The organism is Tanticharoenia sakaeratensis NBRC 103193 (assembly GCF_000963885.1).
Taxonomy (GTDB): Bacteria; Pseudomonadota; Alphaproteobacteria; order Acetobacterales; family Acetobacteraceae; genus Tanticharoenia; species Tanticharoenia sakaeratensis.
The window spans coordinates 32,991-45,434 of the sequence record NZ_BALE01000058.1 but is presented as its reverse complement, the minus strand read 5'-3'; the positions used below and the strand labels follow the sequence as shown (position 1 = coordinate 45,434).

Annotated in this window: 7 protein-coding genes and 1 pseudogene; 3 read left to right on the top strand and 5 right to left on the bottom strand. The window is 65.6% G+C overall.

The window, feature by feature from the left end; all coding sequences use genetic code 11:
• Positions 1-80: 80 nt before the first annotated feature.
• On the top strand, positions 81-977 hold the full coding sequence (locus tag B8446_RS15465; protein WP_148506048.1) for a sulfotransferase family 2 domain-containing protein: 897 nt from the start codon (positions 81-83) through the stop codon (positions 975-977).
• A 19-nt stretch (positions 978-996) separates the two neighbouring features.
• On the opposite strand, the gene B8446_RS15460 is transcribed toward B8446_RS15465, so the two are convergent.
• A complete protein-coding gene (locus B8446_RS15460) occupies positions 997-2,865 on the bottom strand; it encodes a M61 family metallopeptidase (protein WP_084712393.1) in 1,869 nt (622 codons plus the stop codon).
• Positions 2,866-3,173: 308 nt separating this feature from the next.
• On the opposite strand from B8446_RS15460, the gene B8446_RS15455 reads away from it, so the two are divergent.
• Both B8446_RS15455 and B8446_RS15450 read left to right on the top strand, forming a co-directional pair.
• Positions 3,174-3,899, top strand: coding sequence for a PadR family transcriptional regulator (locus B8446_RS15455; protein ID WP_241767829.1), 726 nt, complete (start codon positions 3,174-3,176; stop codon positions 3,897-3,899).
• Positions 3,896-4,633 carry a siderophore-interacting protein gene (locus B8446_RS15450; RefSeq protein ID WP_048851189.1) on the top strand — a complete coding sequence of 246 codons (738 nt, stop codon included), beginning with the start codon at positions 3,896-3,898 and terminating at the stop codon, positions 4,631-4,633. The genes B8446_RS15455 and B8446_RS15450 overlap by 4 nt, the downstream gene beginning before the upstream one ends.
• 19 nt (positions 4,634-4,652) lie before the next feature.
• On the opposite strand, the gene B8446_RS16805 is transcribed toward B8446_RS15450, so the two are convergent.
• The 4 genes and pseudogenes from B8446_RS16805 to putA all read right to left on the bottom strand — a co-directional run bounded on the left by B8446_RS16805 (position 4,653) and on the right by putA (position 12,328).
• Positions 4,653-5,054 (bottom strand): GH36 C-terminal domain-containing protein, encoded by a 402-nt coding sequence (locus tag B8446_RS16805; protein WP_373277155.1) that lies wholly within the window; start codon positions 5,052-5,054, stop codon positions 4,653-4,655.
• Between the two features lie 67 nt (positions 5,055-5,121).
• Positions 5,122-6,600: pseudogene (locus B8446_RS15445) on the bottom strand (alpha-galactosidase); the annotation flags it as partial.
• 413 nt (positions 6,601-7,013) lie between these two features.
• On the bottom strand, positions 7,014-8,408 hold the full coding sequence (locus B8446_RS15440) for a diguanylate cyclase (protein WP_048851187.1): 1,395 nt from the start codon (positions 8,406-8,408) through the stop codon (positions 7,014-7,016).
• A gap of 251 nt (positions 8,409-8,659) precedes the next feature.
• Complete coding sequence (gene putA / locus B8446_RS15435) at positions 8,660-12,328, bottom strand: bifunctional proline dehydrogenase/L-glutamate gamma-semialdehyde dehydrogenase PutA (protein WP_048851185.1); 3,669 nt, start codon at positions 12,326-12,328, stop codon at positions 8,660-8,662.
• Positions 12,329-12,444: the final 116 nt, after the last annotated feature.

The window sequence follows — 12,444 nt, the reverse complement described above, 5'->3', positions numbered from 1 at the left end:
GCTGGGCACCGCCGCATGTGATGTGATGCTGCCTGTATGAGGCAGCGATCATGAACCGCGTAAGAACGCGGATCGAGCGAATGATGATGGCCCCCGCACGGCGACCTGCCCGACGGATGGCGGGTGCGCCGGTCGTCTTCACGCATGTTCCCAAAGCGGCCGGAACGGCACTGGTGCAGGCGATCGAGACGGCGCTTGCGCCCAGGCGACCTCTCGTCGGTTTCGACGACAGCCTGTTCGGCGGCTTTTGTGATTTTGCCAGTCTGGTGCCGGAAGAGCGTGCCCGTATCTATTTGCACGACGCCGATTACCCGGCGGATGCCGACTTTGTCGGCGGGCATTTCTGCTACCGGACGACCCGCAGACTGTATCCGGACGCAGCGCATCTCATCGTCTTGCGCGAGCCGATCTCGCGCCTGATGTCGCAATGGCTGTACTGGCGCGCACAATCCGACGATGCCCTGGAGGGGTTGGGAAGCTGGGGCGATGTCGTGCGACTGGCGCGCAGGCCGCTCCACGACTTTCTGGCGCAACCCAAGGCCGCCTGCCAGACCGACAACGCGTGCCTGCGTGCATTGCTGCACGGCCATCCGCTGGTGCCGCCGGATGACTTCATCCATCCGCATGTCGATGCCATCCTGCTGAAAGCCGCGCGACAGGCCCTGAAGCAGTATGTTTTTGCGGACATTCTCGAGGATCCGGCAATGCTGCGCCGGTTGTCGGGCTATCTGGGTGTCCCGCTCATACTGCCGCGTGTGAACGAGACGGCGCCGATCCCGCCGGCCCTGCGGACCGGGCTTGCGGATACGTTCGCGCCGGAAGCGATGGAATCGCTGAAACGGCTTTCGCGGCTCGATGCCCGTTTGTGGTCTGAAATTGCCCGCAAGAGGCTGACGCGCGTGCAGGTCCAGGCCTTGCACGCGCGGATCCGGCTGCACACGACGGCCCGTCATGCGGCGCTGATGGCGCCTGCATGACGGGACGCGGGTTCCCGCGTCAGTGGCGCGGGGCGTAGAGGGTCGAAAGACGGTCCGGCGTGTTCGGGATCCGCTCGAGCGACGGATATCGCAGCCCGCCGTGATACGGGATCGAGACGGTGCGGATATGCGTGCCGTCCTTGATGACCAGCGTGATCGGACCGGCACCTGGCGCATGGGCCGAGGTGATGGCGTCCGTCAGCCCTTCGCCGCTGAAGGTCTCACCGTTCACGGCCAGGATCTTCTCGTCGCGCGTCAGACCCGCATCGAATGCGGGCGAACCCCAGATGGACTGCTTGATGGTGCCATCATGGCCGACGATGAGGCCGAGCGAGTAACGCTCGCCCATGGCGTGCCGCCCGCTGTCGAGCGCCTTTGCGAACGACGAGGGCTTGTCCGTGAAGACGAGGCGCCAGCCGTCGCGCGCAAGACCGTCGAGCGGCGCATGGACGCCCGTGTGGTCGAGACGATCGCGCAGGAACTTGGCCCAGTCATAGGGCTGCACCGCGTTCAGGGCGGCGACCACGTCCTCGAAGCGATAGGGGCTGACGACGTAGCTTCCGTCGTTCGTGCCGAAGAAGGCCTTCGCGAAATCGTCGATCGACTTCGTGTCGTGCGAGAGCTGGCGGATCAGCGAATCCGCGTCCAGCCAGACGAGCTGCCCTTCGACGTAGTAGTCCTCGGACCGCTGGAACGAGCGCCAGGACTGGACGGAACGCTGAGCGATCGTCGGATCATTCGTCGTGTCCTGCAGCGGACGCCACGTGCGGCCCGCGACCTGATCGTACCCCGCCGCCGCTTCGGCCAGTGCGTCGAAACCCTGCTGCTTCGTGACCAGGCCTGAGCGGGCGGCGAGCACGTTGCCCCAGAACTGCGTCTGTCCCTCATAGACCCAGAGCAGGGAATCACGCTCGGGCGTGTTGAAGTTCGGCGCCCACAGATCTGCAGGCCTGCGATATTTGCCGTTCCAGGAGTGGGTGTACTCGTGGGCCAGCAGATCACGCTCGGGGAAGGTGTGGTCCCACTTCGTGAAGTAGCCGGGATCGGCGCTGTTCTCGCTCGAGCGGTGATGCTCGAGCCCGATGCCGCCGAGCTCGTCGGTCAGGGCCAGCAGGAAGTCGTAATGGTCGTAATGATGCGACCCGAAGGTCAGCGTCGCCTGCCGCACGAGGTTGCGGTGCGCCTCGATCTGCTCGGGCGTTGCTGCGAGTGATTCCGGCTTGTCGGCGAACAGGTCGAGATAAACCGGCGGGCCGTCATGATCGTCGATCTCGACGCGCTTGCCGTAGCGGCCGCCGTACAGCGGCGAGTCAACCAGCGTGTTGTAGGTCACGCTCTGGAAGGTCGTCGCATCGCCGGACCCGGCGGCGTGCGTCGTGCCCTGCGGACGCAGGGCCGTGCCGTAGGTCCATCCGTGCGGCAGCGTCAGGCTCGGTGTGACATGGATCTGCCGCGTGAAATAGCCCGCCGGATAAAGCGAAACCTGGTTCCACTGCACGTTGACGATGGTCGGCGTCATGACGACGCGGCCTTCGTTGTCCGATACCGGCGTCAGCAGCTTGAAGTCGATGTCGAGCGTGTGGCTGCCCTTCGTGACCGGCACGTGGAAGGCCGCGACATCGACGACATCACGGGTCCACGTTACCGTCTTGCCGCCGTCCCGAACGTTCAGGCCCGCGAACTGGCGGATCACGCCGGTCGGCGAATGATCGCCGGGAACCCACATCGGGAAGAGCAGGACCATCTCGCCCTTTTCCGCCGCGTCCGCAGGCACGGGGATCGTCTGGTGGATCGTCATGATGTGCCGGTCGAGGTCGGTCGCATCCACATGCACCGTCATCGTGCCGGGGAACGGCACGTCTTTCGGCGCGGCGATCGGAGGCGGCATCGGCAGGGGCTGCGGCTGGGACTGGCCGGGCGCCGGGGCAGCGGGGTCGCGCGACTGGGCGAAAACGGGGGCGGCCTGCAGGATACTGCTGCCGAGCAGGGCGGCCAGAAGGGCGTGTCGTTTCACGGAGCGTCAGGTCTTTCCGACAAGAGGATGTGAGCGTGGACGATCCGGCGGCGTATCCCGGGATCGTATCGATCGCGTTCCACTAATCGAAGGGATTTCGGCGATCAACGCAAGCCCGTGCAAATAGCCCTTGAGATATATCTTAAGACTTACTATCTTACGATATATCGAGGAGAACAGATATGAAGTTTGGTATGTTTCGCGGCGATCACAGGTCCAGGAATGGACACAAGGGCGGCTGCCACTCCGGCCATGGGCATGAAGAAGCCATGTTCGCAGGCCGGTTCGGTCGCGGCTTCGGTGGCGGCCGTCCCGGCGGACGTGGCTGGGGCGGTTTTGGCGACGGCGGGGACTTTCCCGGCGGCCGCAAGCTGAGCTCGGATGACCTCCAGCTCGTTCTGGAATCGCTGCTCATGCAGGCGCCGGCCCATGGCTACGATCTGATCCGCCAGATCGAGACGCTATCAGGCGGCTTCTACAAGCCGAGCCCCGGCATGGTGTATCCGGCGCTGACCTATCTCGAGGATGCGGGACTTGCCGAAGTGCAGCCTGCCGGTGCCCGCAAGTTGTATGCCCTGACGGAGGAGGGCAAGACGCACTACCGCAGCCAGGCCGAGCGGGCGGAGGCCATCATTGCGGCCCTGACGCGGATCGGCAGCCGCATGGGCGAAGTGCGCGACGCGTTCGCAGGTGTCAACGACATGGACCCGGCAGCGGGCGATGCGTTGCATGCCGCGCGTCACGGGCTGAAGCGGGCCCTCATGCGTCGCCGGGGCTGCGATGCCCGCGAAGCCATGCGGATCGCCGAGATCCTGAACCGCGCGACACGCGAGATCGAGAGCGACGGCACGGCGGGCCGTGCAGGCGGCGACGCGCCGGCCGCGCCTTCCGGCAGGACGGATGCATGAAGGTGGCCGACAATCCCGCGCCCCGTCCGGCCCGGCGGGATGTGACGGTGGCGTCGGTCATGGCGCCGACGCCCCGCCTGCGCCGCATCGTGCTCGAAGGCCCCGATCTCGCCGATATCCGCTCGGATCGCTTCGACGATCATGTGAAACTGCTCGTGCCCGGCACGGATGTGCGCCGGAGCTACACGATCCGCCATGTCGACGCGCAGGCGCGGCAACTGACGCTCGATTGCGTCCTGCATGGTCACGGGCCGGCTGCGCAATGGGCGGCTTCCGTCCGCACAGGCGATCGTGTCACCGTCTTCGGGCCGAAGCCGCGTCACGAACCGGTGGCGTTCGCCGAGACCCGTATCCTGTTCGGCGATACGACGGCGCTACCGGCCATGGCGCGATGCCTCGAGACCGCAGACCGCCATTCAGGCCGCGTGCACGTCTATGTCGCGCTCGATGACGCAGGTGAACGGCAGCGGGATCTGAAGCCGCTGCGCCCTGGCGATACCCTTGCATGGCTCGATCCCGACGGCATGGACGATCTTGGCTGGGTGCGACTGCGTCACGCTGCGCGCCGGCACGACTGGTCGGCCGCCGATATCACAGCCTGGATCGCGACCGAGACATCGGTCGCACGTCGCCTGAGAGCGGAACTGATCGAGGAAGAAGCCTTGTCTCGCACGCAGATCAAGGCGGCAGGCTACTGGCGCGTGGGTGAAGCGGACGGCGGCATGCGTCTGTAATGCGGCCGCTTGCATCGCATCAGGCGTTCCGCACCGCCTGGCACTCGATCACACACGCCGTCTGCGGCGCATGGTCGGGGAGGAAGAGCCCCATGTCCATGAGGGCCGCGCCGGACAGGACAAGGCCATCCGCGTAAAGGCGCATCTGTGCGGGTGACAGTCGGCCTCCGGGGGCGGTCTGGGGTTTCGGGATCGTCACGCGATAGCGAGACGCCGTGTCGAGGCCGCAGAGCCTGACCGGTGCCGAACGCCGCACCGGCGGCCAGTTTTCCTGCGCCAGAAGATAGATGCCCGTCCGCCGGTCCGTCGAGGTGACGCCTCGCACGATCCGATCCGGGCCGTCGTCCGCGAACTGGGCCTCGCCATGATGCAGCACGCCACGCAGGCGTTTGTGGAGCGCGATCCAGTCGCGCAGGCGCATGCGTTCGACATCTGTGAGTTTCAGCGGGTTCAGCTCGATGCCCAGATGCCCGAAGATGGCGACCGCCGCCCGACGCGCAGCTTTCGATTTCCAGCTCGGGATGGGCATGATGCAGCCGGTCCCACAGGGCATACAGCGCCAGGACCTGCCGCCGGTAGGCTGCCCGGCCCTGCGCATCGGCGGCATCCAGCAGATCGCGGTTGAAATCCCACTTGATGTAATCGATGCGGCTGTTCGTCACTTCATGCGAGAGCGTGGTGAACAGGTGGTCCGCGACCTCCGGACGGCTGATATCGAGTGCGACCTGGCGGCGTGACGTCAGCAACGGGCGACCGCGCACCTGCAGCGCCCAGTCCGGATGCGCGCGAAAGACGTTGCTGTCCGGGTTGGCCATCTCCGGCTCGTACCACAGGCCGAACTGCATGCCTCTGGCATGAACGTGATCCGATAACGGACGCAGGCCCTGAGGAAAGATGGAGCGGGCGACGGTCCAGTCGCCCAGGCCCTGACGGTCGTTGCGCCGGCTGCCGAACCATCCATCGTCCAGCACGAAGCGTTCCACGCCAAGATCCGCCGTCGCATCGATCTGACGGCGCAGACAGTCCTCATGGAGATCGAAGAGGTTCCCTTCCCATGAGTTCAGCAGGACAGGACGGGGCTTCATCGCACCTCCCGGCCACTGCAGGACATGCGCGCGAGCGAAAGCCTGAAAGGCACGGGCAATTCCCGCATAGCCTTGCGGAGAAAAGGCGGCATAGGCCACGGGTGTTTTCAGCGCCGCGCCGGGCGGCAGACTGCCTTCTCCGGGATAGAGGTACTCGCTCACGGACAACCGGTAGCGCGCATCCTCCATCCGCTCGACGCAGAAGCGATGTCCGCCGCTCCAGCCCAGCTGCGCGCCATAGGCTTCGCCCGTGTTCTGGGTCGTGCCGGTGGCTCCGGCGACCAGGCCGGGGAAATGGTCATGCGATCTGTTGCGGCGGCTCTCGATGACAAGCGCACCATTTCGCAATTCGGTCGGTGACTGGCCCCATTCCATCCCCCAGGCCCCATGCATGACGCCGAACGTCGTCATCGTGTCGGGCAGGAGGAATGTTCCCGAGACAAGTCGCGCGACATCGAGCGGTGTCTCTCCGGTATTGGTCAGCACGGTCTGCGCCGACAACACGTCCTCGGTCCCCAGGGTCAGGGTGATGTCGAGCCTGAGTCGGGAGAGATCGTCGGTTGCCTGAAGGGTGAGCTGCCCCGGCGTGTGGTCGATCGCGGTGATCGTGAACGCGGCCGTCCATGCCGTGCCGTCGGGCCGGCTGGCGATCAGTCCCGGCATGTCGAGGCTCCAGCCGCCGATCGTGTCCAGGAGCGTGATCAGTGGCTGCCATTGATCGGGACCGTTGTCGGGCATCTCGGGCGCGCGCATCGCAAAGACGGATTGCGCGTCGAGATCGTCCGGAAGTCTCGCACCCCAGTGCGCTATTTCCGGCAGGCCGGTATGGCGCGCGATCAGCAACAGGGTGGCGCGCGTTCCGTCCAGACGCAGCAGCCGCATCGGTGCGCTCGATCCTTCGCCTGCGGCCTCGATGCCCGGAATGACCGGCGCGGTCGCAGCGCCCGATCCTGCCTCGAATGGTGCGCCGCTCACTCCGACGCTGGCGCTTTCCGATGCGTCGGAATCCGATGTCGCGATCACGGCGGCAGCCCCTGTTGCGCGGCCGGCGAGGCCTGCCGCTCCCGCTAGCCCCAATGCCTTCCAGGCCGATCGCCGCGTCATCCTGATGGCAGGGTATGGATCGGCAGGTGACATGACGGACGCTCCACCTCGTCGCTTTCAACAGAAAGGACTGCGATGAAACCTGCGGCATCACAAGTCGGAAGACGCGATCGCCGCCGTGCGTGGCGTTCACTTAATCTCGGTAGGGCGCGTCTTTGGAAGCCGACCTGTTGCAGATAGGGTGAAGCCGCCTAGGCTTCGCTTTGGATACAGGTTTCGGTGGAGGCGACGCAGCGATTGCGCCCGGCAGCCTTGGCCGCATACAGCGCGCGGTCGGCTTCCTCGATCAGGTGTGTGTAGTCCGGATGTCCATCGAATGTGGCGATCCCGATCGAGATCGTGACGCGCACGTCCTCGCCCCAGCCCATGGTGTTCGTGTTCTGCTCGACGGTCTGACGGATCCGCTCGGCAGCGTGCCACGCGCCCTCCCGGTCGGTCTCGACCAGCGCGATCAGAAATTCCTCGCCGCCGTAACGGAAAATGAAGTCCGTCACGCGGCAGGCGTCGACGATCAGCTCGGCGATGCCACGCAGCACGCTGTCTCCGCCCGAATGCCCGAGCGTCGTGTTGATGGCCTTGAAATGATCGACATCCAGCATGAGTACGCTGAAAGGCGTGCCACGATGAAGGGACAGCTTGACCTCGCGTCCCAGAATGGTCGGCAGGAAACGGCGGTTCAGCATGTGCGTCAGGGGATCGCGTCCACCCTCGACCGCTTCCGTCTCCTTGAAGAGCTGGTCGATGAGGAAACGGATTTCATTGACCGTCGTCTGAAGGTTCTGGATCAGCGCCGACGCGGGAGGCTTGCTTTTCACGAGAGCGGGGACAAGCTCCGCATCGATCCTGGATACGATGACACGCACCTGCTCGATGCCCGGCGTGCCCTGGAACAGGACATTTCCCTTGTGCGTCAGCCACAATCCGAAATCCGATTTTTCGAGCGGTATCACGGATGTCGGTGTGGCATCCCACAGGTTGAACAGGAGCTTGTGGCTCCAGTCGAGGAGTGCGGAACGCTGGATTTCCCGCTCGAGCGTCACGTCCTGCCCCAGCGAGACAAGTCGATAGGCCTCATCCGCGACGGCACCTTTCTGAAGGTCCTGCACGAACGCCTGGCTCATGAATTCGACAGCGATGTCGATCATGTCGCCGACATGGCTGATCGCCCGGAAAAGCGTATCGCGCGAAAGATCGCGTTCGAAGAGAAACTGACGGATGACGCCTTTGAGCAGGCGCGCACCCTGCATCACGATGTGAATGGGAACATGGATCCGTGCGTGCGCGGCACCGATCCTGGCCTGTGTCGCGACCAAAACGTTGGCATCGGGCGTCTTGCGGGAAAAAAGGGTCAGCAGCCATTTGTGCAGACCTGCGCGCAGCTGGGTGTTGACCATCTGATGCGACAGAAAATCCGTTGCATCCGGCTGGGTCAGCAGCACCGAATAGAACGTCTCGACGCACGCATCGGCATGAGATTCGACGACCGATGCCACGAGAGACGCGATATCCGGGGCGACGCGCGCGAGCCGCTTCTGCCACTCATCCGCGGTCGCGGGCGCGCCATGCGGGGCAAGCTCAGTTAACATGGATCAGGCGCATTGTTGGACGGCCACAGGACACGAATACCTCTTCGCAATGATCTGCAGGCCCCGGGGCCGGAGCTGAGCCTGAATTTCTAGGCTGGGATCGCTGATATCACGTTGTTGGTCGCTGCCGGTCAAGCGATCCGGCGGATCGTGCGCCACATGTCGGGAATGGCTCGCCCGATGAACCCGCGGTTATGGATATGGCGCCTGACGGTCTGGACAGGCGACAGTTTTTCTCACGCGCTGCCATGTCAGGCCATCGACATCAGGGCTGCATTGCCGCCCGTAGCGGTCGTGTTCACCGTGACCACGCGTTCTTCCAGCAGCTCTTCGGGGCGCACGGTGCCGATATGATGCAGGGGGACGACGCGGCCTTCGCGCGCGGTCAGCGTTGCGGCCGCCGCCTGCGCGAGAGCCGAACTCGGTTGCATCAGCATTGCGGCGCAGTCCGGCAGGGCGCCGGGATCGACTTTCTGGATCGCGGCGTTGAGGCTGGCCGGCATCCGCGCCATCCATTCGAGCGCCGTGTCCGGCGCCAGCACCAGGGCTGTGTTGCCGGTGCCCAGCACCATGGCCACCGCCTGCAGGATGGCGCCCCAGCTTTCGGCTGCGCACAAGATGGCCCCGCGTGGACGCAGCGCGTAGGTGTTGGTTTCCCCGACCGGGCCGGGCAGTTCGAAGGTCGTGCCCGGCAACGCATGGGCGATGTCGATCCGCGCCCGACGTGCGGCCACGGGGTCGCGGGATTCGAGAAAGGTCACGAGCGCGCGGGCTGCATGCGGGATGTGTCCCGGGACCGGCGGCGCATAGACCGGCGACCGCGTCAGCAGACGCCCGAGCGTAAGCGGCCCTCCCGCTTTCGGCCCTGTCCCCGACAGGCCCGATCCGCCGAACGGCTGCACGCCGACGGTCGCCCCGATCGTGTTGCGATTGACGTAGACATTGCCTGCGCCGCTGCGGGCGACGGCGCGCTGGATCGTGGACTCGATCCGGCTGTGCACGCCGAATGTCAGGCCATAACCCGTGGCATTGACCGCATCGATCACGCCGTCGAATTCCGCGCGCTTGAACCGCCGCACATGCAGGACGGGCCCGAACACCTCGCCGCCAATATCGGCGACACGCCCGATCTCGATCAGCGTCGGCGGCACGAAATAACCGCGCGATCCGTCTTCCGGCAACTCGGCCTGCCAGATCCGTCGCCCGGCGCGGCGCATGTCGGCGATATGCGCCTCGATCCGCGCCTGTGCCTCGCCCGAAATGACCGGCCCGATATCCGTCTCGAGCCGGCGCGGATCGCCCACGCGGAGTTCGCGCATTGCCCCGCGCAGCATCTCCAGCACACGCTCGGCGCAGTCCTCCTGCACGCACAGGACGCGCAGCGCCGAGCAGCGCTGACCCGCGCTGTCGAAAGCGGATGCGATGACGTCGGAGACGATCTGTTCCGGCAGCGCCGAACTGTCGACCACCATCGCGTTCTGGCCGCCCGTCTCGGCGATCAGGGGAATAGGACGGCTGTCGCGCCCGGTGCGTTCCTGCAGGATGCGCGCAATCGACAGCGCAACCGAGGTCGATCCGGTGAACATCACGCCATCGACCCGCGCATCCCCGATGAGGGCGGCGCCGACATCGCCTTCGCCCGGCAGAAGCTGCAGTGCATCCTGCGGCACGCCGGCCTCATGCAGGAGTGCCGTCATGCGCGCGGCGACAAGCGGCGTCTCTTCGGCCGGCTTGGCGAGGACCACGTTTCCGGCGGCAAGTGCTGCCGCGATCTGGCCCGTGAAGATCGCGAGCGGGAAGTTCCACGGGCTGATGCATGCGATAGTGCCAAGCGGCACGTATGTTGCGTTGTCGAAGCGCACCCGGATCCCGGCCGCGTAATAGCGCAGGAAATCGACCGCCTCGCGCACTTCCGCGACTGCGTTCGGCAACGTCTTGCCTGCTTCCCGGGCCAGCAGCGCGAACATGGAATAGGCATCGGCTTCCAGGAGATCAGCCGCGCGTTCCAGCACTTCGGCCCGGGCGGACGGTGAACGCCCTGACCATCCGGGCGCAGCATCGCGGGCGATTGACAGGGCAGCGTCGATATCTTCGGAGCGTGCGAATACCACGTCGCCGACCCGATCACCCTTGTCCGCTGGATTGCGTATAGCATGAGCCGGACCGGGCAGGGGCGTGGCGGACAATGCTGCCCTGCCATCGGCATTGCCGAGCATGGGGCCCGCATGGAACAGCCCCGTCATCGAATGCGCGACATTCGCGACTGCCTCAAGCGTCGCCTCATCGGCAAGGTCCATGCCGCGCGCATTCGTTCGCACGGGCGCGAACGGATCGCGCGTGAACAGGGCCGGCGGCCGCAGGATGCCCGGGTTCGCACTATGCGGCGGCATGATCGCGCGGGCGCGTTCCAGCGGATCGGCGATCAACGTCTCGATCGACACGTCGCGATCGTTCGCCTGATTGACGAAGGAGGAATTGGCCCCGTTCTCGAGCAGGCGGCGCACGAGGTATGACAGCAGTGTCTCATGCGGGCCGACCGGGGCATAGATCCGGCAGGGGCGCGCAAGGCCTGCCGGGCTGATCACCGGCTCGTAGACGGTTTCGCCCATGCCATGCAGGCACTGGAACTCGAACAGGCCGGGAGTGAAATCAGGCCCTGCCAGCGCGTGGATAGTCGCAATCGTGCGCGCGTTGTGAGTGGCGAACTGTGGATATAGCGCATCGGTCGCATTCAGCATCTGCCGTGCGCAGGCAATATAGCTGACATCGGTGTGGCATTTGCGCGTGAAGACCGGAAAGTCGCTTTGACCTTCCACCTGCGCACGCTTGATTTCGCTGTCCCAGTAGGCGCCCTTCACGAGCCGGACCGCGATCCGCCGTTCCGTCCGCCGCGCAAGGGCAATCAGGAAGGCGATGACGGCATGGGCGCGCTTGCCATAGGCCTGCACGACGAAGCCGATGCCGTCCCAGCCTGCCAGCTTCGGCATGTCGCACAGGGCTTCGAGCAGATCGAGCGACAGGTCGAGCCGCTCGCTCTCTTCGGCATCGATGTTGAGGCCGACGCCCAGGGCCTGTGCACGCAGGGCCAGCATGCGCAGTGTCGGCAGGAGCTCGCTCATCACCCGATCGCGTTGCGCACGGCTGTAACGCGGATGCAGTGCCGACAGCTTGATCGAAAGTCCCGGGCGTTCGTGCAGCGCTCCATGTCGGGCGGCCTGCGGGGCCAGCGCCTCGAGCGCGCCCATGTAGGCGTTGCGGAACTGGATGGCGTCGTTCGCCGTCAGGGCCGCTTCGCCGAGCATGTCATAGGAATAGGTAAAGCCCTGTGCCTCGCGTGCGCGTGCGGCCTTCAACGCCTGTCCCATCGTCTCGCCGATGACGAACTGCCGTCCCATGGTGCGGATCGCGGCATCGACGCTGCGACGGATCAGCGGCGCGCCGCCGCGCCCGGCGATGTTCATGAGCGCGCCGCGCATCGAGGCGTTGCTCCCGCCGGTCATGCGTCCGGTCAGCGCCATGCCCCAGGCGGCGGCATTGACGATCATCGGACGGTCATGGCCGCTCGGTAGCGTCCATGTATTGCGCCCGATCTGGTCCCGGATCAGCGCATCGCGCGTTGCGGCATCGGGAATGCGCAGCAGGGCTTCCGCCAGACACATCAGGGCGATGCCCTCGCGCGAATCCAGCGAGAACGCCTGCAACATCGCCTCCACCCCGGCGGCAGGGCCGCGTGCACGCAGGCGTGTTGCAAGATCGAGTGCCGTCGCATCCGCCAGTTCCGACTGCTCCGGGTCGAGCGTCGCTTCTGCGATCAGCGGCCCCATGCAATCGGGCTCGGGACGTCGCGTTGCATCCGCGATGGCCTCGCGCAGGGGTGCGTGCGCCGGGAAAACGGCGTGGGAGGCGAGGGACTGTGTCATGCGGAAGAAGGTCCGGTAACGCGCCAGAGAGAGTGTGGGCGTGGTTCTCCTTCGGGGTCTAGCAAAGTTTTGCGACTTGCCAAGGCGCAAATGCGTCCCCCGGCTGCGCGTTAACC